Here is a 25,917-nt window from a genome sequence, read left to right on the forward strand (position 1 = left end):
TCAGCCGTAGCGCAGCGCTTGCACCGGATCGAGCCGGGCGGCGCGCCACGAGGGATACAGGGTCGCGATGAGCGACAGGGCGATGGAGGTGACGACCACCACGGTGATCTCGCTCGAATTCATCTCGGCCGGAATCTCGGCCAGGAACCGCACGGTGGGGTCCCAGGCCGAGGGAAACAGCACGCGCTGGATCGGCTTGATGTTGAGGGTGATGAGGATGCCGAGGCCGAGGCCGCTGAGGGTCCCGACGATGCCGATCAGCGCCCCGTTGATGAGGAACACCCGCATCACCGTGCCGGGCGTGGCACCCATGGTGCGCAGGATGGCGATGTCACTCGACTTGTCGCGCACGAGCAGGATCAGCCCCGAGACGATGTTGAGGGTCGCCACCACCACGATGAGGCTGAGGATGAGGAACATCACGTTCCGCTCCACCTCCAGGGCGCCGAAGAAGGTGCGGTTGCGCTGGCGCCAGTCGGTGAGCAGCACCGGGCGCTCGGCCGCCATCTCGAGGTCGGGCCGCATGGCCGCCACGCCGTCGGCATTGTCGAGGTAGACCTCGATGAGGCTGACGTCGGCGTCGCGGTTGAAGAAGGCCTGGGATTCGGCCAGGGGCATGAACACGAAGGTGGCGTCGAACTCGGTCATGCCGATCTCGAACACCGCCTTGACCGTGTAGGACTTCGTGCGCGGTGCCGTACCGAACGGCGTGGTGGCGCCCTTCGGCGTGGAGAGGGTGATGTTGTCGCCGGCCTGGAGGCCCAGCGCTTCCGCCAGGCGCCGGCCGATGGCGACGCCGGTCCCGTCCTCGAAGCCTTCCAGGGTGCCGCCGCGAATGTTCTTGGCAATGCTGCCGATCTTGTCGAGGTCGCCGGCCCGGATGCCGCGCACGAGCACGCCGCTGCCGCCATAGGGCGAGGAGGCGAAGGCCTGGCCCTCGACCAGGGGAATCGCGGCCCGGACCCCGGCGACCTTCGCGAGACGGTCGGACAGGTCCTCGAAATCCGTGAACAGGCGATCGATGGGCGTGACGAAGACGTGGCCGTTGATGCCGACGATCTTCGACAGCAGCTCCGTGCGAAACCCGTTCATCACGGACAGGACGATGATGAGGGTGGCGACGCCGAGCGCGATGCCGAGGACGGAGAAGAACGCCACCACCGAAACGCCGCCGCCGCGCCGTCGGGCGCGCAGGTAGCGCCCGGCCAGAATCCATTCGAAGCCGGCGAAAGGCGGCGTGCCGCCGCCCTTGAACAGGCCCCGCACGCCCTTCAGCCGATCCATCACCGCCGCCGCCATGGCGGGCTCAGGTCCGCTTCAGGCGGGCGAGGAGGTCGATGGGCGCGATGGTCTCGCGCTCGCCACCGGCCCGGCGCTTGATCTCGACCTTGCCCTCGGCCAAGCCGCGCGGGCCGACGATGACCTGCCAGGGCAGGCCGATGAGGTCGGCGGTGGCGAACTTGGCACCCGGGCGCTCGTCGCGGTCGTCGTACAGCACCGTGAGTCCGGCGGCCTCCAGGGTGCCCTGGATCTCGGTGCAGGCGGCGTCGGTCCCCGCATCCCCGGTCTTGAGGTTGATGAGCGCCACGTCGAAGGGCGCGACGGAATCCGGCCAGATGATCCCGGCCTCGTCGTGCGAAGCCTCGATGATCGCCGCCACGAGCCGGCTCGGGCCGATGCCGTAGGAGCCCATATGGACTGGCCGATCGACGCCGTCCGGACCGGTCACCCTGGCACCCATGGGCTCGGAATACTTGGTGCCGAAATAGAAGATGTGCCCGACTTCGATGCCGCGTGCGGCCATCTGGTTGTCCTGCGGCACCTCGGCGAAGGCCGCCGGCTCGTGCATCTCGGAGGTCGCGGCGTAGTGCGAGGTCCAGCGATCGACGGTGCCCTGGAGGCCGGCGACATCCTCGAAATCGGTGGTGACCGGCGGGGTCTCGAAATCGAGATACTGCCGGTCGCAGTACACCTCGCTCTCGCCGGTCTGCGCCAGGATGATGAACTCGTGGCTGAGATCGCCGCCGATGGGGCCGGTATCGGCGCGCATGGGGATGGCCTTCAGGCCGAGGCCCGCGAAGGTGCGCAGATAGGCCACGAACATGCGGTTGTAGGCGTGGCGCGCCGCCGCCTGGTCGATGTCGAACGAGTAAGCGTCCTTCATCAGAAACTCGCGCGAGCGCATGGTGCCGAAGCGCGGCCGCACCTCGTCGCGGAACTTCCACGAGATCTGGTAGAGGTTCTTCGGCAGGTCCTTGTAGGATTTCACGCTACCGCGAAAAATCTCGGTGACGACCTCTTCGGCGGTGGGGCCGAACAGCATCTCGCGGTCGTGCCGGTCCGAGATGCGGAGCATCTCCTTGCCGTAGGCCTCGTAGCGTCCGGATTCCTTCCAGAGTTCGGCCGACTGGATCGACGGCATCAGGATCTCGATGGCCCCGGCGCGGTCCTGCTCCTCGCGGATCACCGCGCAGACGCGGTTCAGCACCCGCAGGCCGAGCGGCAGCCACGCATAGATGCCGGCGGCCTCCTGGCGGACGAGGCCGGCGCGCAGCATCAGGCGGTGGGAGACGATCTCGGCCTCCTTGGGCGTCTCGCGCAAGGTGGGGAGGAAGTAGCGGGAGAGACGCATGGAAGGCCCTGGACCAGCGTGCCGAACCGTCGGGCGCGCCGGGGCACACAACACATTGCACCGGGAAAATACAAGCGCAGCCGGGCGACACCCCGAGCCCGCGTGGCTCACCCGGGCGGGGGTCTGCGTACGGGCGGTAACAGATCCGTGCGTTTCCGGTAGAAAAGCACCGGATTCGATCTCCCACGAGGTGACAATGGGAACTTCCGTTCCTATAAGCGCCCGGTGCTGGTCGCAATGCCCGCCAGAGGCAGCGACAGGCCCGAGTCTTGGGAGGAACAATCAGCCGCCACGCCGTCAAGATGCGTGAGATAACAAGGCTGCGCCATAGACCGTCTTCACAAAAGCAAGGCTCAGGCCTTGCTTTTTTTATGTCGGCAAGCGCCGCGCAGCGCGAGACTCCGGGTTACAGGCCGCTGAGCTCGAAGGCCGGAATCGCGACGAGGAACACCACGCCGGAGAGCAGCGTGGTCCAGAGCGCCTTCTCCCGCAGGCGCGGCGAGGCCGGAGCGCCGGGGTCCTGGCCCGGCACGACACGGGCCGGATCGGTCTCGGCCTGATTGCGGATGGGCAGCATCACGAACAGCAGCGTCCACCACACCACGAAGTAGAGGGCGATGGCCCCGAACACCGTGAGCCGGAACTGGCTCACCGCCACCACGACCACGAAGGCGACGACCATCAGCATGACGGCCAGCGTCCGAAGGGTCGAGGCGGCGACGGCGTTGAAAGCGGCGCCCATGCGGATCAGACCTGCTCCAGCTCGACCAGGGTGCCGAGGAAATCCTTCGGATGAAGGAACAGCACCGGCTTGCCGTGGGCGCCGATCTTCGGCTCGCCGGTGCCCAGCACGCGGGCTCCCTGAGCCTTGAGCTTGTCGCGGGCGGCCAGGATATCGTCGACCTCGTAACAGACGTGGTGCACGCCGCCGTTGGGGTTGCGCTCGACGAAGCTCTCGATGGGCGAGCCCTCGCCGAGCGGCGCCATGAGCTCGACCTTGCTGTTGGGCAGGTTCACGAACACCACCGTGACGCCGTGCTCGGGCTGCGGCAGCGGCTCGGTGACGGTGGCGCCCAGGGTATCGCGATAGATGGCACAGGCGGCGTCGAGATCGCGCACGGCGATGGCGACGTGGTTGAGGCGTCCGATCATGCTGTTTTGCTCCCTCCGTGATGACCCGCTGTGCGAAATATCCCTCTCCCCTCTGCGGGAGAGGGTGGCCCGCGTCAGCGGGTCGGGTGAGGGGAGCGACAGTTCCGGAGAGGTCGCCCCCTCTCCCGCCTGCTCCGCAGGCACCCTCCCCCGCAGAGGGGGGAGGGACGTCGGTTCAGACTTCCACCACCTGCACGTGGCAGGCGGGCTTCTTGCCCCAGGTCTCGTTGACGCCCGAGCGGATCGCCCGATCGACGGCCTTCTCGACGGCCTCCGCATCCCGGCGCTTGACCTTGGACAGGCCGGAGAGGGTCCGGGACACGCACTCGATCACCACGTCCAGCATCGGCTGGCCGTTGCGGCCGCGATTGGGCAGGCCGATGATGTCGATGGCCGGCTCGCCCAGGACCTCGCCCTGCTCGTCGATGGCGATGGCGACGGAGACGAGACCGGCCTGCGCGAGCTTGCGGCGCTCGGGGATCGCCCGGTCCTTGGCGTCGATGAGGATGTTGCCGTCCTTGAACAGGCGGCCGGCCTTGACGGTGTCGACGATCTCCGGCGTGCCGGGGGCGAGGCGCACGACGCTGCCGTTGCGGGCCTTGACGATGTTCGGCACGCCCTGGGCCCGGGCGAAGCGCGCGTGCTCGTCGAGGTGCAGGGCCTCGCCGTGGACGGGGATCGCCGTCTGCGGACGGGTCCAGGCGTACATTTCGGCCATCTCGTCGCGCCGGGGATGGCCCGAGACGTGAACGAGCTTGGTGCGGTCGGTGACCACTTCGATGCCGGCGTTGATGAGGTCGTTGATGATCGCCCCGACAGCCCGCTCGTTGCCCGGAATGGCGCGGGACGAGAAGATCACCCGGTCGCCGGCGGCCAGGGTCACGTCGGGATGATCGTCGCGCGAGACGCGGGCCAGCGCCGCCCGCTCCTCGCCCTGCGAGCCGGTGAGCAGGCATACCACCTTGTCGCGGGGCAGGTAGCCGTAGGCATCGGCGGAACGGAACTCCGGCAGGCCATCGAGGAAGCCGCATTCGCGGGCGACGCCGATGACCCGGTCCATGGCACGACCGACGGCCACGACCTCGCGGCCGCAGGCCTGGGCGGCCTCGGCCACGGCGCGCATGCGCGCCACGTTGGAGGCGAAGGTGGTGACGGCGACGCGGTGCGGCGCCTCCGAGATCAGCTCGCGCAGGGTGGCGGCGACCTCGGCCTCGCTCGGGGAACGTCCCTCGCGAACCACGTTGGTCGAATCGCTGATCATGGCGAGGATACCCTCGTCGCCCAGCGCCCGGAACGTGGCCTCGGAGGTCACGTCGCCGAGGATCGGGGTCGGATCGAGCTTCCAGTCGCCGGTGTGGAGCAGCAGGCCGTGGGGCGTGCGGATCGCCACCGCGTTCGACTCGGGGATCGAGTGCGAGACCGGGATGTACTCGATGTCGAAGGGACCAAGCTGGACCCGGCGCCCGGCCTGGATCTCCTTGAGCACGACCTTCGGGGCACCCGGCTCGCTCAGGCGGCGGGCCTCGAGCAGGTTCTTGGCGAAGCGCGTGGCGTAGACCGGCGCCTTGAGCTTCGGCCAAAGCTCACCGATGGCGCCGATATGATCCTCGTGCGCGTGGGTGATGAAAATCCCCAGCAGATCGTCCTTGCGCTCCTCAATGAAGCTCAGATCCGGAAACATCAGGTCGATGCCGGGAAAGCCCTCTTCCCCGGCGAAGCCCATGCCACAATCGACCATGATCCACTTGCGGCGCTTGGCCGGCCCGAAGCCGTACAATGCCGCGTTCATGCCGATCTCGCCCACGCCGCCGAGCGGCACGAAGACGAGTTCGTCTTGCCCTGTCGTCATCTTCACCTAAACCTCAAGCCGCCGTCGCGGCCGTACCCAGATGCACCTCGCCCGCCGTCACGGTCCGTCGCGTTCCATCCTCCGATCGGACGACGAGCCGCCCCGCCCCGTCGATCGTCTCGAAAATTCCTTGCACGCGGGTGTCGCCGGTCTGAACGGTCACCGTCGCGCCGAGTCCGGCCGCATCGGCAATCCAGCGTTCGCGGATCCTTACGAATCCCCGGCCACGGTCCCACACTCGCGCGGCGTCGACGATCCCGTCCGTCAGACGGACGAACAGATCCTCGGCGCGCGTGGCGTGCCGCAACTGCCTGAGGCACGTAGCCGGATAAGGCAAGCCCTCCGGTGCCGCAGCGACGTTGACGCCGAAGCCCATGACCACGCAGCGGCGCCCGCCGGCAAGGGTCTCGGCCTCCAGAAGCAGGCCGGCGAGCTTGGCGCCCGAGGCCAGGATGTCGTTGGGCCACTTCAGGGTGACACCGCCGACTCCCGCGCCGTGAAGGGCGGCCATCAGCCCGACACCGGCGACGAAGCCGAGGGTCGGCACCAGGGCCGGGTCGACGTCCTGCACCGGCCAGAGCAGGCTGGCGGTGAGGTTGCCGGGCAGGGAGGCCCAGCCGTTGCCGCGCCGGCCACGCCCGGAGGTCTGGCGATGGGCCACCACCCAGAGGGGTCCGGCCTCGCCATCGCGCGCCCGCTCCAGGGCCTCCGTGTTGGTGGAGCCGAGGCTGTCGTGGACGTGCAGCCGGTGTCCGTCCGCCCGCGCCAGGGCTCCGAGGCGGTAGCCGCTCAAGGCGCGGACCTCAGGACCCGGCGAACAGGGATTTGGCGGCCGCGCCCGCAGCCCCCACCAGGGGCGCCGGCACCAGCACGAACAGGATCACGACGGCGCTGGAGAGGCCGAGAACGATGCGCAGGCCCGGCGCCATGGGGTCGTAGGGAGCGAGCGGCTCGTCGAAGTACATCACCTTGACGAGGCGCAGGTAGTAGAACGCCCCGACCACGCTGGTGACCACGCCGATGATGGCGAGCGCCACGAGGTTGGCCTCGATGGCCGCGGCGAAGACGTAGAACTTGGCGAAGAACCCGGCGAGGGGCGGGATGCCGGCGAGCGAGAACATCATCGCGGCCAGACAAAACGCCAGGACGGGATGGGTGCGCGACAGGCCGGACAGGTCGTCCACGGTCTCGAACATCTGGCCGCCGCGGCGCAGGGACAGGATCACCGCGAAGGCGCCGAGCGTCATGGCGAGGTAGATGATCATGTAGATCACCACGCCGCTGATGCCGGCCTGCGAACTCGCCGCCAGGCCGACGAGGGCGTAGCCGACGTTGCCGATGGAGGAATACGCCATCAGGCGCTTGATGGAGCGCTGGCCGATGGCCGCGAACGAGCCGAGCGCCATGGAGGCGATGGCCACGAACACGATGATCTGCTGCCAGACCGCCGTCACGTCCGGGAAGGCGCCGATGAAGATCCGCACGGTCATGGCCATGGCGGCCATCTTCGGCGCCGAGGCGAAGAACGCGGTCACCGGCGTCGGCGAGCCCTCGTAGACGTCCGGCGTCCACATGTGGAACGGCACCGCCGCGAGCTTGAAGGCGACGCCGGCGGCCACGAACACGATGCCGAGGACGAGGCCGAAGCCGACATTCGCGTCGTTCAGGGCGGCGACGATGCCGGGGAACGAGACCGTGCCGGTAAACCCGTAGACGAGGGACGAGCCGTAGAGCAGCATGCCCGAGGACAGCGCGCCGAGGACGAAATACTTCAGCCCGGCTTCCGTCGATTTCAGGTTGTCGCGGTGGAACGCCGCGATGACGTAGGCGGCGAGCGACTGCAGTTCGAGGCCGAGATAGAGGGAGATCAGGTCATTGGCCGAGGCCATGACCAGCATGCCGAGGGTGCACAGGACGATGAGGATCGGAAACTCGAACCGGTCGATGCGCTCGCGCTGGAAGTAGTCGCGCGAGAGCAGGATCGAGGCGGCGGAGCCCAGCAGGATCAGGGCCTTCATCACCTTCGAGAAGCCATCGACGATGAACGAGCCGTTGAGGGTCGTCACCTTCGTGCCCGGCTGGGACATGACCACGAACAGCGCCAGGATCAGCAGCAGCAGGGCGCCGACATTGACGCCCTCGGCGGAGCGCTCGCCCCGGAACGACCCGTAAAGGATCAGGACGAGGACGCCGACGCCGAGGATCAGCTCCGGCAGAGCGGGCCAGAGCGCGGGAAGGACGGATTGGGCGACGGTCATCGGATCGAAGCTTTCAGCGCGCGACGGGCGGAAGGGCGGCCGCCGTCTGCGTGTTCGAGAGCGCGGTCTTCATGCTTTGCATCAACGCCTCCGTCGAGGGGGCGAAGGTATCGAGGATCGGGGCCGGGTGGACCCCGTAATAGATCGTCAGGGCGACGAGCGGCGCGATGATGATCTTTTCGCGCAGATCGAGGTCGAGGATGCCCTGGAGGTTGGGCTTCTCGAGCTTGCCGTAGATCACCCGGGCATAGAGCCACAGGGCGTAGCCGGCCGACAGGATGATGCCGAACACCGAGAAGAACGCCACCGTGGGGTTGGCCTTGAAGGCGCCCATCATGGCCAAAAACTCGCCGACGAAGCCCGACGTGCCGGGCAGGCCGACATTGGCCATGGTGAACACCATCATGGCCGCCGCGTAGAGGGGCATGCGCTTCACGAGGCCGCCATAGGCTGCGATCTCGCGGGTGTGCATCCGATCGTAGACCACGCCGACGCAGAGGAAGAGCGCACCCGAGACGATACCGTGGGAGATCATCAGGAACAGGGCGCCCTGGATGCCCTGCTCGTTGAGGGTGAACAGGCCGAGGGTCACGAAGCCCATATGCGCTACGGACGAGTAGGCGATGAGCTTCTTGATGTCCGTCTGCATCAACGCGATCAGCGATGTGAAGATGATCGCGATGACCGAGAGGGCGAACACCATCGGGGCAAAAGCCTGGCTCGCATCGGGGAACATCGGCAGGGAGATGCGGATGAAGCCGTAGCCGCCCATCTTGAGGAGGATACCGGCCAGGATCACCGACCCGGCGGTGGGCGCCTCGACGTGGGCGTCGGGCAACCAGGTGTGGACCGGCCACATGGGCATCTTCACCGCGAAGGAGGCGAAGAAGGCGAGCCACAGCCAGGTCTGCATCCCCGTGGGGAAGCGGGTGTGCAGCAGGGTCGGGATGTCGGTGGTGCCGGCATGCCAGTACATCGCCATGATGGCAAGCAGCATCAGCACAGAGCCGAGCAGGGTGTAGAGGAAGAACTTGAAGCTCGCGTAGATACGCCGCTTGCCGCCCCAGATGCCGATGATAAGGAACATCGGGATCAGGCCTGCTTCGAAGAACAGGTAGAACAGCACCAGGTCGAGGGCCTGGAACACGCCGATCATCGTCGTCTCGAGGACGAGGAAGGCGACGTAATATTCCTTCACCCGCTTGTCGATGGAGAGCCACGACGCGCCGATGCAGAACGGCATCAGAAACGTGGTGAGCAGGATCAGCGGCATCGAGAAGCCGTCGACGCCGAGCTTGAACCGGATCGAGTCCGTCAGCCACGCGTGGGACTCGATGAGCTGGAAGCTCGACGTAGTCGCGTCGAACCGGCTCCAGGCCACGAGGGACAGGAGGAAGGTCAGGAGCGTGGTGGCGAGGGCCGCCCAGCGTGCGTTGCGCTTCGAAGCCTCCGTGTCATCCCCGAGGGTGAGGATGAAGGCCGCGCCGCACAGGGGCACGATCAGGAGGCCGGAGAGGATTCCGAGGCCGAACATCTAGCGGGCGCTCCCGTTCTTAGTGTCTCTCACAAAACTCCCGCTGCCCGTTGGTCGCAGAGCGAGAACCGTCGGGGATCGGGAGTTTTGTGAGGCACTCTTATCCGCGACCATCAGTGTCCGGCCTTGGGCAGGCCGGTGAGCATGTACCAGCTGATGAAGCCGGCGACACCAACGAGCATGACGAAGGCGTAGTGGTAGACGTAACCAGTCTGGAGCCGGACGACGCCGCGGGTGACGTCCATCACCCGGGTGGCGATGCCGTCCGGGCCCATCCCGTCGATGACCCGGCCGTCGCCCTCCTTCCAGAGAAACTTTCCAAAATCCTTGGCCGGCCGGACGAAGATCCGGTCGTAGAGTTCGTCGAAGTACCACTTGTTGAGGAGGAACCGGTACAGGCTCGGCTGCTGCGCGGCGAGCTGGCCGGGTAGTTCCGGCCTGCGGATATACATCCAGAACGCCAATACGAAGCCGATCAGCATCATGATGAAGGGGGAATAGGCCACCAGCGCCGGCACCGAGTGGATGTCGTGCATGATGTGGTTGTCGGGGCCACGACCGAGGGAATGCCCCCAGAACTTGTCCATGCCCTCGCCGATGAAGCGGTTCTTGAAGATCAGGCCGGCGAACAGGGCGCCGAAGGCGAGGATGGCGAGGGGGATCGTCATCACCAGGGGGCTCTCATGCGGCGTGTGCGCATGGTCGTGGTGCTCGATGGCGCTGTGCGAGGCCGGCTCGGCGTCGTGGCCGTGGTCATCGTGGGCGACGCCCTCGTGATGACCCGGTGCACCGTCGGCCTGCGCGCTCACGGCGTGGGCGTCATGGTGTGCAGCACCGTGATTTGCCCAGCGCGCCGGTCCCTCGAAGGTCATGAAGAACAGGCGCCAGGAATAGAACGAGGTCATGAGGGCGGCGATGACGGTGGCGAGGAACGCCAGCGTGTGGCCCGGCCGGGTCGAGGCGTAGGCGGCCTCGATGATCGCATCCTTCGAGTAGTAGCCGGCGGTGAACGGGAACCCGATGAGGGCCAGCGTGCCGATGGTCATCATCGCCGTGGTGAACGGGATGTAGCGGCGCAGATTGCCCATGTTCCGCATGTCCTGCTCATGATGCATCGCGTGGATGACCGAGCCGGCGCCGAGGAACAGCAAAGCCTTGAAGAAGGCGTGGGTGAAAAGGTGGAACACGGCGGCCGAGTAGGCGCCGACGCCGAGGGCCACGAACATGTAGCCGAGCTGCGAGCAGGTCGAATACGCGATCACACGCTTGATGTCGTTCTGCACCAGACCGACCGTGGCGGCGAAGAACGCCGTGATGCCGCCGATGACGGTGACGACGACGAGGGCGTTGGGGGCGAGTTCGAAGATCGGCGACAGGCGCGCCACCATGAACACGCCCGCCGTCACCATGGTGGCGGCGTGGATGAGGGCGGAGACCGGGGTCGGTCCCTCCATGGCGTCGGGCAGCCAGGTGTGGAGCAGGAACTGCGCCGACTTGCCCATGGCGCCCATGAACAGGAGCAGGCAGGCGAGGGTCCAGGCGCTCCAGTCGTAGCCGAGGAAGTGGAAGGTCGCGTCCTTGATCTCGGGCGCGCGGGCGAAGATGCCGTCGAAGGCGACGGAGCCGGTGAGCACGAAGACGAGGAAGATGCCGAGCGAGAAGCCGAAATCGCCGACGCGGTTGACGATGAAGGCCTTCATGGCGGCGGCGTTGGCCGAAGGCTTCTCGTACCAGAACCCGATGAGCAGGTAGGAGGCGAGGCCGACGCCCTCCCAGCCGAAGAACATCTGCACGAGGTTGTCGGCCGTCACCAGCATCAGCATGGCGAAGGTGAACAGCGACAGGTAGGCGAAGAAGCGCGGCCGATGCGGGTCTTCGGCCATGTAGCCGATGGAGTAGAGGTGGACGAGGGTCGAGACCGAGGTCACCACCACCAGCATCACGGCGGTGAGCGTGTCGATGCGGAAGGCCCAATCGACCACGAGGTCGCCAGCGGTGAACCAGGTGGCGACCTGGACCCGCGTGGCGTGCTCCGTGCCCGGGATTTCCAGGAACACGCCCCAGGAGAGGAGCGCCGAGAAGGCGAGGAAGCCGGTGGTGATGGCCTCGCACACCTTGGGGCCGAGCTGGCGGCCGAACAGGCCCGCGAGCAGGGCGCCCATGAGCGGGAAGAAGACGATCGCGTGATACATCGCTGGCTTGTCCGGCCTCCTGGGTCGTGGCTGACCCCGCGCCGCGCGCGGAGCCTCGCGAACGAGCCCTGTCTTCGTGTCACCGCCCGGACCCGGGTTCTGCCCGGTCCCGCTCGAGTCAGATCGTCGTGATGCGCGTCAGCCCTTCATCATGTTCACGTCCTCGACCGCGATGGAGCCGCGGTTGCGGAAGAACACGACGAGGATGGCGAGTCCGATGGCGGCCTCGGCCGCCGCCACGGTCAGCACGAACAGGGCGAAGACCTGGCCCGTGATGTCGTTGAGATGCGTCGAGAACGCCACGAGATTGATGTTCACCGCGAGGAGGATGAGCTCCACGGACATCAGGATGACGATGACGTTCTTGCGGTTGATGAAGATGCCGAGCACCCCGAGGGTGAACAGGATCGCGGCGACGGTCAGGTAATGGCTCAGGCCGATCATCGGATGGGTCTCCCGTAATCCGCCATCAGACTTCCACGCCCTGGCGCGAGGGCACCTTGCGGGTCTCGACGGCGTCCGACTGGGTGCGGGCGTTCTGCACGGAGATGTTCTGGCGCTTGACGCCGGGGCGGTCGCGCAGGGTGAGCACGATGGCGCCGATCATCGCCGTCAGCAGGATCATGCCGGCGAGCTGGAAGTAGAAGACGTAGTCCGTGTACAGCACCCGGCCCAAAGCCTGAGTGTTGGTGACACCTTCGGAACTGGCGAGCGGCCCCAGCGGAGCCTGGAGCAGGTCGGGGGCGATGCTCCACGAGCCGACGACGAGGATGAGTTCGATGAGGAAGATCGCCCCGATGAGCGCGCCGACGGGCAGGTAGCGCTGAAAGCCCTGGCGCAGCTGGGCGAAATCCACATCGAGCATCATCACGACGAACAGGAACAGCACCGCGACGGCGCCGACATAGACCACCACGAGGATCATCGCGAGGAATTCGGCGCCCATCATCACGAACAGGCCGGCGGCGTTCACGAAGGCGAGGATGAGATACAGCACCGAGGCCACGGGATTGCGCGAGGCGATCACCATGAAGCCCGAGGCGACGGTCACGCCGGCGAACAGGTAGAAGAAGGCTGCGGCTGCACTCATGCGATTGTGGAGATCAGCCGTCCCGAGGACAGCCCCTTCTGCCGTTGATTCGTCCATGGCCCGTGCGGGCCGCCCGCTGGGTTGGTGCAAGCCGTCCGCAGGGTAAGACAGGCCGCCCGTCTATAGAACCCGACCCTGCGGTGCACAACCGCGGAGCCGTCGTGTCTCACCGGTAAGGCGCGTCCACGGCGAGGTTGCGCGCGATCTCACGCTCCCAGCGGTCGCCGTTCAGGAGAAGCTTGTCCTTGTCGTAGAGAAGCTCCTCGCGGGTCTCCACGGAGAACTCGAGGTTCGGCCCCTCGACGATGGCATCGACGGGGCAGGCCTCCTGGCACATGCCGCAATAGATGCACTTCACCATGTCGATGTCGTAGCGCGTGGTGCGCCGGGTGCCGTCGTTGCGGCGCGGACCGGCCTCGATGGTGATGGCCTGGGCCGGGCAGATCGCCTCGCACAGCTTGCAGGCGATGCAGCGCTCTTCGCCGTTGGGATAGCGGCGCAGGGCGTGCTCCCCCCGGAAGCGCGGCCCCCGGTGCCCCATCTCGAACGGGTAGTTGATGGTGGCCTTCGGCTTGAAGAAGTAGCGCATGGCGAGGGCGAACCCCGTCACGAACTCCTTCAGGAGAAGACCCTTGGCGACCTGATCGAGCTTCATGCTGCGATCTCCAGTTGGGTGATGTCAGGCGCCCGGCGCGAGACCGGTGAGCTTGAGGACGAAGGCGACGACGACGACGGAGATCAGCGAGAGTGGGAGGAACACCTTCCACCCGAGCCGCATGAGCTGGTCGTAGCGGTAGCGGGGCACCATGGCCTTCACCATGGCGATCATGAAGAACAGGAAGCTGGCCTTGAGGGCGAACCAGATCAGGCCCGGCACCCAGGTGAAGGGCGCGAACGGGATCGGCGAGAGCCAGCCGCCGAGGAACAGCACCGTGCCGAGCGCGCACATGGTCATGATCGCCACGTACTCGCCGAGCATGAACAGCAGGTAGGGCGTCGAGGAATACTCGACCATGTAGCCCGCCACGAGCTCGGACTCGGCCTCCGGCAGATCAAAGGGGGGGCGGTTGGTCTCGGCCAAAGCCGAGATGAAGAACACGATGAACATCGGGAACAGCCACAGCCAGTACCAGCCGAGGATGCCGAGCGAGGTGTCCTGCGCCATGACGATGCGCGAGAGGTTGAGGGAGCCGGCGCAGAGCAGCACGCAGATGATGACGAAGCCCAAGCTGACCTCGTAGGAGATCATCTGCGCCGCCGAGCGGAGCGCACCGAGGAACGCGTATTTCGAGTTCGAGGCCCAACCGCCCATGAGCACGCCGTAGACGCCCAGGGACGAGATGGCGAAGATGTAGGTGATGCCGACGTTGAGGTCGGCCAGCGCCCAGCCCTCGGCCAGGGGAATCACCGCCCAGGCGGCGAGGGCCAGGGTGGCGAAGACCAGGGGCGCCAGCAGGAACAACGCCTTGTTGGCGCCGGCCGGAATCACCGGCTCCTTCAGGACGAACTTCAGCAGATCGGCGAAGGACTGGAACAGCCCCCATGGCCCGACGACGTTGGGGCCGCGCCGCAGCTGCACCGCCGCCCAGATCTTGCGGTCGGCGAGCAGGGCGTAGGCGATGAACACCAGCAGCAGGGCCAGGAGCACGAAGCTCTTGAAGGCCATGAGCAGGACGGCGCCGAGGACTTCCCAGAAGGTCATCGAGACAATCCCTACTCGGCGGCTTCGAGGCCGCGCACCCGGGCGAGGCTCGAGCATTCGGCGAGCACGCGCGAGGCGCGGGCGATCGCATTGGTGAGGTAGAAGTCGGGCACCGCCGACGCGAAGGCCGCACGATCCGGTGTTCCGCCGAGGCCGACCAGGGCATCGACGGCCGCGACCGCGTCGCTCGGCGCCACCGCGTCGAGGGCGGCGAAGTGCGGGTATTCGCCGTAGAGCGTCCGGCGCAGGGCGCTCAGCGAATCGAATGGCAAGCGCTGGCCGAGCACCTCGGAGAGGGCGCGCAGGATCGCCCAATCCTCGCGGGCATCACCCGGTGGGAAGCCGGCGCGGTTGGCCATCTGCACCCGGCCTTCGAGGTTTACGTAGGTGGCGCTCTTCTCGGTGTAGGCCGCACCCGGCAGGACGACGTCGGCGCGGGTGGCACCGCGGTCGCCGTGGGTGCCCTGATAGACGACGAAGGCGCCGGGAGCGATCTCGACCTCGTCCGCCCCGAGGTTGAACAGGACGTCGAGGGCACCGCCCTGCACCATCGCCGCGAGATCGAGGCTCCCCTCCCCCGGCACGAAGCCGAGATCGAGGGCGCCGACGCGGGCGGCGGCCGTGTGGAGCACGCCGAAGCCGTTCCACTCCGGCGTCACCGCGCCGATGTCCCTGGCCAGCGTCGCGGCGGCTGAGAGGATCGCGGCGCCGTCGGGCCGTGCCAGGGCACCCATGCCGACGATGACCAGCGGGTGGCTCGCGGCCTTCAGCACCTCGGAGAAGCTGTGGCGGCCGGAAGCGATCTCCGCCAGGGTGTCGGGTCCGGCGCCGAGATAGGTGTGGGGATAGGTGAGATCCACCGCCTCGCCGATGAGACCAACGGCGAGCGGCGCCATGCGCCAGCGCTTGCGGATGCGCACGTTGAGGAGCGAGGCCTCCAGGCGCGGGTTCGTCCCGACGAGGAGGATGGCGTCGGCCTCCTCGATCCCCGGGATGGTGGTGCCGAGGGTGTAGGCCGCGCGGCCCCGGGCCGGATCGATCTGTTCGCCGGCCTGACGGCAGTCGAGGTTGGTGACGCCGAGGGCCGTCATCAGCGACTTCAGCGCGAACGTCTCCTCGACGCCGGCGAGATCGCCGACGATGGCGCCGATGCGCTCGGGGTCCGCGCCCTTCACCTTGGCGGCGATGGCTGCGAACGCCTCCCCCCAGGACGCCGGGCGCAGGCGGCCGTTCTCACGGACATACGGGCGGTCGAGGCGCTGCAGGCGCAGGCCGTCGACGGCGTGGCGGGTCTTGTCGGAGATCCACTCCTCGTTGACTGCCTCGTTGACGCGCGGCTCGATCTGGATGACCTCGCGGCCCTTGGCATCGACCCGGATGGCGCAGCCCACCGCATCCATCACGTCGACGGACTCGGTCTTCGACAGCTCCCAGGGTCGGACCTCGTAGCTCTGCGGCTTGTGGACCAGCGCCCCCACGGGGCACAGGTCGGCGACGTTGCCCTGAAGCTCAGAGCCCATGGCGGACTCGAGGTAGCTCGTGATCTCCATGTCCTCGCCGCGCCCGATGGCACCGAGATCCGGCACGCCGGCGACCTCCGCCAGGAAGCGGACGCAGCGGGTGCAGTGGATGCAGCGGTTCATGGCCGTGCGGACCAGCGGACCGATATACTTCTCTTCGACGGCGCGCTTGTTCTCGCCATAGCGGGTCGAGTCGACGCCGTAGGCCATGGCCTGATCCTGCAGGTCGCAATGGCCGCCCTGGTCGCAGATCGGGCAATCGAGGGGGTGGTTGATGAGGAGGAACTCCATCACCCCCTCGCGGGCCTTCTTCGTGGTGCCCGAACGCGTCAGCACCTCCGGCGGCTCACCGTTGGGGCCGGGCCGGCAATCCTTCACCGCGTAGGCGCACGAGGCCACGGGCTTCGGCGCACCCTTGAGCTCGATCAGACACATCCGGCAATTGCCGGCGATGGACAGCCGCTCGTGGAAGCAGAAACGCGGGATCTCCGCGCCCGCGATCTCGCACGCCTGGAGCAGCGTGTAGTCCGCCGGAACATCGACCTCGGTGCCGTCGACGACGATCTTGGTCATGCGTGGGTCTCGGGTTCGAATTCGGGTTGGTGCGGGCTACGGATCACTCCGCCGCCATCGGCACCGGGTCGGAATGGGGGTTGGCGCTGTAGCGGTCGATGCGGCGCTCGATTTCCGGCCGGAAATGCCGGATCAGGCCCTGGATCGGCCAGGCCGCCGCGTCGCCGAGCGCGCAGATGGTGTGGCCCTCGATCTGCTTTGTCACGTCGAGGAGCATGTCGATCTCGCGGCGTTGCGCCCGGCCCTCGGCCATGCGCAGCATCACCCGCCACATCCACCCTGTGCCCTCGCGGCACGGCGTGCACTGGCCGCAGGACTCGTGCTTGTAGAAGTAGGCAATGCGGGCGATGGCCGAGACGATGTCGGTGGAGCGGTCGAGGACGATGACCGCCGCCGTGCCGAGGCCGGAGCCGAGGCTCTTCAGGGTGTCGAAGTCCATCTTGGCGTCGATGATCTGGTCGGCCGGAACCAGGGGCACCGAGGAGCCGCCGGGAATCGAGCACAGCAGGTTGTCCCACCCGCCGCGCATGCCGCCGCAATGCCGGTCGATTAGTTCGCGGAAGGTGATCCCGAGTTCCTCCTCGACGTTGCACGGCTTGTTGACGTGGCCCGAGACGCAGAACAGCTTGGTGCCGGTGTTGTTCTTGCCGCCGAGACCCGCGAACCATGCCCCGCCCCGGCGCAGGATGGTGCCGGCGACGGCGATGGACTCGACGTTGTTCACCGTCGTCGGGCAGCCGTAGAGACCCATGTTGGCCGGGAACGGCGGCTTGAGGCGCGGCATCCCCTTCTTGCCCTCGAGGCTCTCCAGCAGCGCCGTCTCCTCGCCGCAGATGTAGGCGCCGGCGCCGTGATGGACGTAGATGTCGAACGGGTAGCCGTGGACGTTGTCCTTGCCGACGAGGCGGGCCGCATAGGCCTCGTCGACGGCCTTCTGCAGGGCATGCTTCTCGGCGACGTACTCGCCGCGGATGTAGATGTAGCAGGCGTGCGCGGCCATGGAGAAGGAAGCCAGCAGGCAACCCTCGATGAGAAGATGCGGATCGTGCCGCATGATCTCCCGATCCTTGCAGGTGCCGGGCTCCGACTCGTCGGCGTTGACCACGAGGTAGTGTGGCCGCCCATCCGACTTCTTCGGCATGAACGACCATTTCAGGCCCGTGGGGAAACCTGCGCCGCCGCGCCCGCGCAGGCCCGACTGCTTCATCTCCTCGATGATCCAGTCGCGGCCCATTTCGAGCAGGAACTTGGTGCCGTCCCAGGCGCCGCGTTTCTTGGCCTCGTCCAGGCCGGGCGAGTGCAGGCCGTAGAGGTTGGTGAAGATGCGATCCTGATCGGAGAGCATGCTAGTTCCCCTCGCTCTTCGGAGCGGAGCGCTTCGGCCCGGACTTGTTCGCCGGTGCCGGCTTCGGCTCGTCGACGGCTTCGCTCGCACCCGACGCGACGGGCTGGGGCGGCGGCTCGTCCCGCGGCAGGTCGGATTGCGTACCGGCCTCGGCACCGGCCGCCTCGGCCCGCGCCACCGTCTCGGCGGCGGACGGCGCTGGCGTGCCGGGCTGGGCCGTGGACTCGGTGCGGTCGGCCGCATCGGTCTCGTCGACGGATTTGACCGGTGTCTCGCCGGCGGCCGAACGCTGGGCCGGCGCGTCGGTGGATTTTCCCTCAGCGGCGCGACCGGACGCGGGATGCGCCGGCTTCGGGTCGGCGGCGGCGCGCTGCTCGGACGACGCGGCCTCGGCCTTGCCCGACGTTTCGCTGCTGTCCTCGGCCTTCTTGTCCTCGAAGCGCTGGCGCCAGGCGCCGACGCGCGAGCCGTCGAACAGGGTCGCGTCCGTGAGCGTGTCGGCCCCGCCCTTCGGCTCGGACGAGGTCCGGCCGACCTGCGAGCCGATCTTGACGGGACGCCCGGCGGCGAGATCGTCCATGAGGGCGCCGAGGAGATCGGGTGTCAGATCCTCGTAGTAATCCTGGTTGATCTGCGCCATGGGCGCGTTGCAGCAGGCGCCCAGGCACTCGACTTCGAGCCAGGAGAAGTTGCCGTCGGCGCTGACATGACCGGGCGCGCCGAGGCGGGCCTGGAGGTAATCCTTCAGTTCACGCGCGCCGCAGGAATCGCACGGCACCGTGCCGCAGAGCTGGATCCAGAACCGGCCCACGGGCTCCAGGGCGAACATCGTGTAGAAGGTCGCGACTTCGAGGACGCGGATATGCGGCATGCCGAGTTCGCCGGCCACCGCCTCGATGGCGGCGCGCGGCAGCCAGCCGCCGTTCTGCTCCTGCGCCTTCCACAAAAGCGGGATCACCGCCGAAGCCTGTCGGCCTTCCGGATACTTCTCGATCTGGCCCTTGGCCCACTCGGCGTTCTCGGACGAGAAGGCGAAGGAAGCCGGCTGCTCTGAGGCGGGGGCGAGTCTGCGGTTTGCCATCAGTTCGAAACCTTGCGTCCCATCACCGGTCCACCTCGCCGAACACGATGTCCAGCGTACCGAGCACGCAGGACACGTCGGCCAGCATGTGGCCGCGGCACATCCAGTCCATGGCCTGGAGATGGGCGAAGCCGGGAGCGCGGATCTTGCAGCGGTAGGGTTTGTTGGTGCCGTCGGCGACGAGGTAGACGCCGAACTCGCCCTTGGGCGCCTCGACGGCCGCGTAGACCTCGCCGGCCGGCACGTGAAAGCCTTCGGTGTAGAGCTTGAAGTGGTGGATGAGCGCTTCCATCGAGCGCTTCATCTCCCGGCGCGGCGGCGGCGCGAACTTACCGTCGATGGCCGCGATGGGTCCCTGCCCGGCGGGCTCGCGCAGCTTCACGCAGCACTGCCGCATGATCTTGGCCGACTCGCGCATCTCCTCCATGCGGATGACCTGGCGATCGTAGGTATCGCCGTTCTTCCCCACGGGGATGTCGAAGTCCATCTCCTCGTAGCACTCGTAGGGCTGCGACTTGCGCAGGTCCCACGGGATGCCGGAGCCGCGCACCATCACGCCCGAGAATCCCCAGGCCATGGCCTCGTCCACGGTGACGATGCCGATATCGACGTTGCGCTGCTTGAAGATGCGGTTGCCCATGACGAGGTTGTCGAGGTCGTCGACCACCTGCAGGAACGGATCGATGAACGCCTCGATGTCGTCGATGAGGGCGGGCGGCAGGTCCTGATGGACGCCGCCGGGCCGGAAGTAGTTGGCGTGGAGGCGGGCACCCGACGCGCGCTCGTAGAAGATCATCAGCTTCTCGCGCTCCTCGAAGCCCCAGAGCGGGGGCGTCAGGGCGCCGACGTCCATCGCCTGCGTGGTGACGTTGAGGAGGTGGGAGAGGATGCGGCCGATCTCGCAGAACAGAACCCGGATGAGCTGGGCGCGACGCGGCACCTGCAGCCCCAGCAGCTTCTCGATGCCGAGGCAGAAGGCGTGCTCCTGGTTCATCGGCGAGACGTAGTCGAGCCGGTCGAAATAGGGGGTCGCCTGCAGGTAGGTCTTGTGCTCGATGAGCTTCTCGGTGCCGCGATGCAGCAGGCCGATATGCGGATCGACGCGCTCGACGATCTCGCCGTCGAGCTCGAGCACGAGGCGCAGCACGCCGTGCGCCGCCGGGTGCTGGGGCCCGAAATTGATGGCGAAGTTGCGGATGTTGTGCTCGGTCATGGCCTCGCTCCGCGCCTAGGCTGATGTCTTCTCGTCGCCCGGGAGCACGTACTCGGTGCCCTCCCACGGCGAGAGGAAGTCGAAGTTCCGGAATTCCTGCGTCAGCTTGACCGGCTCGTACACGACCCGCGCCTCGTCCTGATCGTAGCGGACCTCGACGAACCCCGTCAGCGGGAAGTCCTTGCGCAGGGGATGCCCCTCGAAGCCGTAATCGGTCAGCAGCCGGCGCAGGTCGGGGTGGCCCGAGAACAGGATGCCGTAGAGGTCGTAGGCCTCGCGCTCGAACCAGTTCGCCGCCGGGAACACGTCGATGACCGACGGCACCGAGGTCTGGTCGTCGGTCTGCACCTTGACCCGGATGCGGGTGTTATGGCGCAGGGACAGCAGATGGTAGACCACGTCGAAGCGCTTGGCGCGGTTCGGATAGTCGGCACCGCAGATGTCGATGAAGCACCGGAAGGCACAGGCCGGATCGTCGCGCAGATACGTCAGCGCATAGACGATGTCGCTGGCCTGGATGACGAGGGTCAGTTCGCCGAACGCGATGGTGCGCGTCACGACGGCCGGGCCGAGGGCGCCGCCGACATGGTCGCTGAGGGCCTGGAGCGCGTCGGGCCCGGACGGGGCGGCGGTGTGCGCCCGGATGGTGATGCCGTTGCTCATCGACCCCTCAGCGCTCGATGGTGCCGGTGCGGCGGATCTTCTTCTGAAGCAGGAGGACGCCGTACAGGAGCGCCTCCGCGGTCGGGGGGCAACCCGGGACGTAGATGTCCACCGGCACCACGCGGTCGCAGCCGCGCACGACCGAGTAGGAGTAGTGGTAGTAGCCGCCGCCGTTGGCGCACGAGCCCATGGAGATCACGTAGCGGGGCTCCGGCATCTGGTCGTAGACCTTGCGCAAAGCTGGCGCCATCTTGTTGGTGAGGGTGCCGGCGACGATCATCACATCGGACTGGCGGGGCGAGCCGCGCGGGGCGAAGCCGAAGCGCTCGCAATCGTAGCGCGGCATCGACATCTGCATCATCTCGACGGCGCAGCAGGCCAGGCCGAACGTCATCCACATGAGCGAGCCCGTGCGGGCCCAGTTGATGAGGTCGTCCGTGGAGGTGATGAGGAAGCCGCGGTCGGCGAGTTCGCTGTTGATCGACAGGAAGGTCGGATCGTCGGCACCGATGGGCCGGCCGGTGTTGGGATCGATGATCCCCTTGGGGGCCGGTGCGATGGCCGGGGCGCGGGAGAGGTCGGGACTGAAGGCCATCGGTTTCTCGGGATCAGGCTTCGGACGATTCGGCGGCTCGGCGACGACGCGGGAGTTCTAGTCCCACTCCAGGGCGCCCTTGCGCCATTCGTAGACGAAGCCGACGGTCAGAACGCCGAGGAAGGCCATCATCGACCACATGCCGAACCAGCCGAGCTCGCCGAAGGTGATTGCCCACGGGAACAGGAAGGCGACTTCGAGGTCGAAGATGATGAACAGGATCGCCACGAGGTAGAAGCGCACGTCGAACTTCATGCGCGCGTCGTCGAAGGCGTTGAAGCCGCACTCGTAGGCCGACAGCTTCTCGGGATCGGGGCTGTTGTACGCCACGAGGAAGGGCGCCACGAGCAGGGCCGCCGCGATGAACAGCGATACGCCGATGAAGACGATGAGGGGCAGATAATCCGCCATCAGGCCGGTCATGCGGGACCTCTCATATGCGCCGGCGACCACACTGCCCCGGGGGCGACCCGCCGGATGGAATTGCTCCAATGCCAGACTGCGCCGGCCGGAGGCTTAGACGACCCCCGGAGGGGAGACAAGGGCGGCTCGCATTGCACAAATTCGCACATGTCACGGAGGTAGGTCCGCGGTCCGGCCGGACAACACGACCGATCCGCGCAGGTGCCGATCCTGCGGCCGATCCCGGGATAGCGGGGACATCTCCGCTGCAGCGCAAAAGTCCCGTGGCGAACGGACCCGCCTGGAACCATAACCTTGGCCGTGGGTTTCATTCATGTCCCACTCAGGCCGGATCGCGTTAGGTCGGCGCATATTCGACCTCACAGGAGACGCTTCGTGCGCATTGCCCAGATAGCTCCGCTCTCGGAGGCGGTCCCCCCGAAGTTCTACGGCGGCACCGAGCGCGTCGTGTCCTGGATCACGGAAGAGCTCGTCCGCCAGGGCCACGACGTCACCCTGTTCGCCAGCGGCGATTCGGAGACCTCGGCCAAGCTCGCGGCCTGCACGCCGGAAGGCCTGCGCCTCCTGGGCTACCGCGACCACACGGCGAGCCATCTCGCCATGCTGCATCACGTCCACAAGCGTGCGCACGAGTTCGATGTGCTGCACTTCCACATCGATCTGCTGCAATATCCCATGTTCGAGGACCTGAACCACAAGTGCATCACGACGATGCACGGCCGCCTCGACGTGCCGGACTTCATGCCGGTCTACCGCACCTTCACGGGCATGCCCCTGGTGTCGATCTCCGACAACCAGCGCGAGCCGATGCCGAAGAACGTGAACTGGGCCTCCACCATCCATCACGGCCTGCCGGCCCAGAACTGCCCGTTCTATCCGGAGGCCAAGGGCGGCTACCTCGCCTTCCTCGGCCGCATCTCCCCCGAGAAGCGCCCCGATCGCGCCATCGAGATGGCGATCCGGTCCGGGGTACCCCTGAAGATCGCCGCCAAGGTCGACAAGGCCGATCAGGATTACTGGGACGAGGTCATCGAGCCGATGATCCACCATCCCCTGGTCGAGTATATCGGCGAGATCAACGAAGAGCAGAAGAAGGACTTCCTCGGCAACGCCCTGGCGCTGGCCTTCCCCATCGATTGGCCGGAGCCGTTCGGTCTGGTGATGATCGAGGCCATGTCCGCCGGCACGCCGGTCATCGCGTTCCGCAACGGCTCCGTGCCGGAAGTGATCGCCGACGGCGTCTCGGGCGTCCTGTGCGATTCGATGGACGATGCGGTGGAGGCCGTCCACATGGTCAAGACCATGAGCCGCGCCGGCGTGCGCCGCCACTTCGAGACGCAGTTCACCGCCGAGTGCATGGTCCGCAAGTACGTCGCCGCCTATGAGCGGCTGCTCGCCCATCAGGTCGACGTGATCAAGATGCCCCACGCGGCCGCCTTCTCGCCCCGTTACGGCGACCTCAACGGGTCTTCCCTGCCGTCGATTTCCGTCGCCGCCATGCCGGCCTGACAGCCACCCGGCATCGGGCTTGCAAAGCCGGATGCCGTGGGGTGACGTCGCACGATCGCCGCACTAACTCTTACCCTGAAGGCCGCCCGCATCGCATGCCGCGACGGGCGGCCTTTCGATTCCAGACCCATCGCGATCCTCGACTCGCGAAAACATCCCTCGAACATTCCGGAGACGCTCGGGCATGGCGGCTGACAGTTTCACGGCGACTCCCGAACAGGCACCCGGCACGACGGACGGGCCGCTGAACCATGGCTTTCAGGATGCCGACGCGGTCCTGCCCCAGTACCATATCGAGGCCCACACCTCCCTGGTCGAGCGGCCCCTGCGCTCGCTGAAGTACGGCGAGGCCTTCGCGGTGCTGGACAGCTACGGCGATATCGGCGTGCTGCCCGGCCCCGAGGGCCTGTATTTCCAGGACACGCGCTACCTGTCGCGCCTGCATTTCACCATCGAGGATCAGCGCCCCCTGCTCCTGTCCTCGGTGATGCAGGACGACAACGGGGCGCTGAGCGTCGACATGACGACCCCCGACATCCGCATCGACGCCCACGACGAGACCACGATCCCGCGTGAGCTCATCGCCATCGAGCGCACCAAGTTCCTGTTCAAGGGGGCGTGCTACGACCGCATCGGCCTGCGCAACTACGATTCGCGCCATTGGAACCTCAAGATCGGCGTGACCTTCGACGCCGATTTCCGCGATCTGTTCGAGGTCCGGGGCATGGACCGGCCGGTGCGGGGCAAGCGCAGCGTCCAGGTCGCGAGCGAGTCCGAGGTCCAGTTCCGCTACGTCGGCCTCGACGAGGTGGTGCGGACCACGAGCCTGCATTTCGGCCCGAAGCCGAAGCACATCGAGCCGGGCAAGGTCGGCTTCGAGGTCTCCCTGCCGCCGGGCGGACGGGCCTCCCTGTTCATCCGCACGGTGTTCGAATCGCACCGGGCCTTCACCAGCGCGCCGGCCGCCGAGAAGGTCGGCGAGGACGCCGCCGCCGGCCTGTCGCACGCCGCCGGCTCCTCGGCCACGGCCCGCCATCCCAAGGGCCTGGCCGAGGGCGTGATCTTCGCCCGCGCGTACCGTGATTCGCGCCGGGACCTGCGCCAGCTCACGGCCGGCATCACCACCATCATCTCGTCCAACGACCAGTTCAACGAGGCCGCCTGCCGCGCCACTGCCGACCTCTACATGCTGGCGAGCCGGACCCCGGAGGGCATCTACCCGTTCGCCGGCATCCCCTGGTACTCCACGGTGTTCGGCCGCGACGGCATCATCACGGCGATGATGGCCCTGTGGATCGACCCGAACTTCGCCAAGGGCGTCCTGCGCTACCTCGCCTCGACCCAGGCCAAGGCCATCGATCCCGCCGCCGACGCCCAGCCCGGCAAGGTGCTGCACGAGACCCGGCGCGGCGAGATGGCGATGCTCGGCGAGGTGCCGTTCCGGCACTATTACGGCACCATCGACGGCACGCCGCTCTTCGTCATGCTGGCCTCGGAGTACTACGCGGTCACCGGCGACCGGGAGACCATCGAGCGGATCTGGCCGGCCCTCGAACTGGCGCTCGGATGGATGAACAAGTACGGCGACCGGGACGGCGACGGCTTCGTCGAGTACGCCCGCGACACCGACAAGGGCCTGGAGAACCAGGGCTGGAAGGACAGCCACGATTCGATCTTCCACACGGACGGGAACCTCGCCAAGGGCCCCATCGCCCTGTGCGAGGTCCAGGGCTACGTCTATGCCGCCAAGAACGGCATGGCGACGCTCGCCACCCTGCTCGGCCACGATGCCCTGGCCGAGCGCCTCGGCGCGGAGGCCACCAAGTTGCGGGCCGATTTCGACACGGCGTTCTGGTGCGATTCCATCGGCACCTACGCCCTGGCCCTCGACGGCGAGAAGCGGCAATGCGCCGTGCGCTCGTCCAATGCCGGCCACGCCCTGTTCACCGGCATCGCCCTGCCGGAGCGCGCCGCGAGTGTCGCCGCCAACCTCCTGTCCAAGGACGGGTTCAACGGCTGGGGCGTGCGCACCATCGCGCGCGGCGAGGCGCGCTACAATCCGATGTCGTACCACAACGGCTCGATCTGGCCGCACGACAACGCCCTCGTGGCCATGGGGCTCGCCCGCTACGACCTGAAGCCCGAGGCCTCGCGGATCTTCGAGGGCATGTTCGACACCGCCCTCTACCAGGACCAGAAGCGCCTGCCGGAGCTGTTCTGCGGCTTCATGCGCCGGCATCAGCGCGGGCCGGTCTCCTACCCGGTGGCGTGCTCCCCCCAGGCCTGGGCGGCGGCGGCCCCCTTCGCGTTCCTCGCCGCCTGCATCGGCCTCGAACTCCAGCACGACCGCAACCGCATCCGCCTGAAGAACCCGACCCTGCCGGCCTTCCTCGACGGGGTCTCGATCTTCAACCTGAAGCTCGGCGATTCGCGGGTGGACCTGCGCTTCCAGCGCTACGGCGGCGACGTCACGGTGAACGTGCTGCGGCGGACGGGCGACGCGCAGGTTTCGGTGGTGAAGTAGAGATACTCATCCCCCTCCCCTCGCGGGCTACCGGATTCACCCATTTCGTCTCGACGGGGCTC

General features: G+C 67.2%; 22 protein-coding genes. 2 read left to right on the forward strand and 20 right to left on the reverse strand.

Going from position 1 to position 25,917, the window contains the following annotated elements; genetic code table 11:
- The 20 genes from ASF28_RS06255 to ASF28_RS06350 all read right to left on the reverse strand — a co-directional run bounded on the left by ASF28_RS06255 (position 1) and on the right by ASF28_RS06350 (position 21,822).
- Positions 1-1,299: a lipoprotein-releasing ABC transporter permease subunit gene (locus ASF28_RS06255; protein WP_056089066.1), complete on the reverse strand. Its 1,299-nt coding sequence runs from the start codon at positions 1,297-1,299 to the stop codon at positions 1-3.
- A 7-nt stretch (positions 1,300-1,306) separates the two neighbouring features.
- Entirely contained in the window at positions 1,307-2,632 is a 1,326-nt protein-coding gene (gene proS, locus ASF28_RS06260) for a proline--tRNA ligase (protein WP_056089069.1), read from the reverse strand.
- A gap of 406 nt (positions 2,633-3,038) precedes the next feature.
- A complete protein-coding gene (locus tag ASF28_RS06265) occupies positions 3,039-3,374 on the reverse strand; it encodes a DUF1467 family protein (RefSeq protein ID WP_056089072.1) in 336 nt (111 codons plus the stop codon).
- A 5-nt stretch (positions 3,375-3,379) separates the two neighbouring features.
- Complete coding sequence (mce, locus tag ASF28_RS06270) at positions 3,380-3,784, reverse strand: methylmalonyl-CoA epimerase (RefSeq protein WP_056089075.1); 405 nt, start codon at positions 3,782-3,784, stop codon at positions 3,380-3,382.
- Between the two features lie 175 nt (positions 3,785-3,959).
- Entirely contained in the window at positions 3,960-5,633 is a 1,674-nt protein-coding gene (locus ASF28_RS06275) for a ribonuclease J (RefSeq protein ID WP_056091315.1), read from the reverse strand.
- Between the two features lie 13 nt (positions 5,634-5,646).
- Positions 5,647-6,426, reverse strand: coding sequence for a biotin--[acetyl-CoA-carboxylase] ligase (locus tag ASF28_RS06280; RefSeq protein WP_056089078.1), 780 nt, complete (start codon positions 6,424-6,426; stop codon positions 5,647-5,649).
- A 10-nt stretch (positions 6,427-6,436) separates the two neighbouring features.
- Positions 6,437-7,891 carry an NADH-quinone oxidoreductase subunit NuoN gene (gene nuoN, locus ASF28_RS06285; protein WP_056089080.1) on the reverse strand — a complete coding sequence of 485 codons (1,455 nt, stop codon included), beginning with the start codon at positions 7,889-7,891 and terminating at the stop codon, positions 6,437-6,439.
- Between the two features lie 13 nt (positions 7,892-7,904).
- Complete coding sequence (locus ASF28_RS06290) at positions 7,905-9,425, reverse strand: NADH-quinone oxidoreductase subunit M (protein ID WP_056089083.1); 1,521 nt, start codon at positions 9,423-9,425, stop codon at positions 7,905-7,907.
- Between the two features lie 113 nt (positions 9,426-9,538).
- Positions 9,539-11,617, reverse strand: coding sequence for an NADH-quinone oxidoreductase subunit L (gene nuoL / locus ASF28_RS06295; RefSeq protein WP_056089086.1), 2,079 nt, complete (start codon positions 11,615-11,617; stop codon positions 9,539-9,541).
- Positions 11,618-11,755: 138 nt separating this feature from the next.
- Positions 11,756-12,061, reverse strand: a complete 306-nt coding sequence (nuoK, locus tag ASF28_RS06300; RefSeq protein ID WP_056089088.1) for an NADH-quinone oxidoreductase subunit NuoK — start codon at positions 12,059-12,061, stop codon at positions 11,756-11,758.
- 25 nt (positions 12,062-12,086) lie between these two features.
- On the reverse strand, positions 12,087-12,707 hold the full coding sequence (locus ASF28_RS06305) for an NADH-quinone oxidoreductase subunit J (RefSeq protein WP_056089091.1): 621 nt from the start codon (positions 12,705-12,707) through the stop codon (positions 12,087-12,089).
- A 166-nt stretch (positions 12,708-12,873) separates the two neighbouring features.
- Positions 12,874-13,362 (reverse strand): NADH-quinone oxidoreductase subunit NuoI, encoded by a 489-nt coding sequence (nuoI, locus tag ASF28_RS06310; RefSeq protein WP_056089094.1) that lies wholly within the window; start codon positions 13,360-13,362, stop codon positions 12,874-12,876.
- Positions 13,363-13,386: 24 nt separating this feature from the next.
- Complete coding sequence (gene nuoH / locus ASF28_RS06315) at positions 13,387-14,409, reverse strand: NADH-quinone oxidoreductase subunit NuoH (RefSeq protein ID WP_056089098.1); 1,023 nt, start codon at positions 14,407-14,409, stop codon at positions 13,387-13,389.
- An 11-nt stretch (positions 14,410-14,420) separates the two neighbouring features.
- A complete protein-coding gene (gene nuoG / locus ASF28_RS06320; RefSeq protein ID WP_056089101.1) occupies positions 14,421-16,502 on the reverse strand; it encodes an NADH-quinone oxidoreductase subunit NuoG in 2,082 nt (693 codons plus the stop codon).
- A gap of 43 nt (positions 16,503-16,545) precedes the next feature.
- Positions 16,546-17,847: an NADH-quinone oxidoreductase subunit NuoF gene (gene nuoF, locus ASF28_RS06325; protein WP_056089104.1), complete on the reverse strand. Its 1,302-nt coding sequence runs from the start codon at positions 17,845-17,847 to the stop codon at positions 16,546-16,548.
- A gap of 1 nt (position 17,848) precedes the next feature.
- A complete protein-coding gene (gene nuoE, locus ASF28_RS06330) occupies positions 17,849-18,928 on the reverse strand; it encodes an NADH-quinone oxidoreductase subunit NuoE (protein WP_056089107.1) in 1,080 nt (359 codons plus the stop codon).
- A gap of 22 nt (positions 18,929-18,950) precedes the next feature.
- On the reverse strand, positions 18,951-20,141 hold the full coding sequence (locus tag ASF28_RS06335) for an NADH-quinone oxidoreductase subunit D (protein WP_056089113.1): 1,191 nt from the start codon (positions 20,139-20,141) through the stop codon (positions 18,951-18,953).
- Positions 20,142-20,156: 15 nt separating this feature from the next.
- A complete protein-coding gene (locus ASF28_RS06340) occupies positions 20,157-20,804 on the reverse strand; it encodes an NADH-quinone oxidoreductase subunit C (RefSeq protein ID WP_056089115.1) in 648 nt (215 codons plus the stop codon).
- Between the two features lie 7 nt (positions 20,805-20,811).
- A complete protein-coding gene (locus tag ASF28_RS06345; RefSeq protein ID WP_056089118.1) occupies positions 20,812-21,399 on the reverse strand; it encodes a NuoB/complex I 20 kDa subunit family protein in 588 nt (195 codons plus the stop codon).
- 57 nt (positions 21,400-21,456) lie between these two features.
- Positions 21,457-21,822 carry an NADH-quinone oxidoreductase subunit A gene (locus ASF28_RS06350; RefSeq protein ID WP_056089121.1) on the reverse strand — a complete coding sequence of 122 codons (366 nt, stop codon included), beginning with the start codon at positions 21,820-21,822 and terminating at the stop codon, positions 21,457-21,459.
- Positions 21,823-22,197: 375 nt separating this feature from the next.
- On the opposite strand from ASF28_RS06350, the gene ASF28_RS06355 reads away from it, so the two are divergent.
- On the forward strand, positions 22,198-23,331 hold the full coding sequence (locus tag ASF28_RS06355) for a glycosyltransferase family 4 protein (protein WP_056089124.1): 1,134 nt from the start codon (positions 22,198-22,200) through the stop codon (positions 23,329-23,331).
- 184 nt (positions 23,332-23,515) lie between these two features.
- Positions 23,516-25,855, forward strand: a complete 2,340-nt coding sequence (locus tag ASF28_RS06360) for an amylo-alpha-1,6-glucosidase (protein ID WP_056089127.1) — start codon at positions 23,516-23,518, stop codon at positions 25,853-25,855.
- The last annotated feature ends 62 nt before the right edge of the window (positions 25,856-25,917 follow it).

It is taken from the genome of Methylobacterium sp. Leaf99 (assembly GCF_001422375.1).
Lineage (GTDB): Bacteria > Pseudomonadota > Alphaproteobacteria > Rhizobiales > Beijerinckiaceae > Methylobacterium.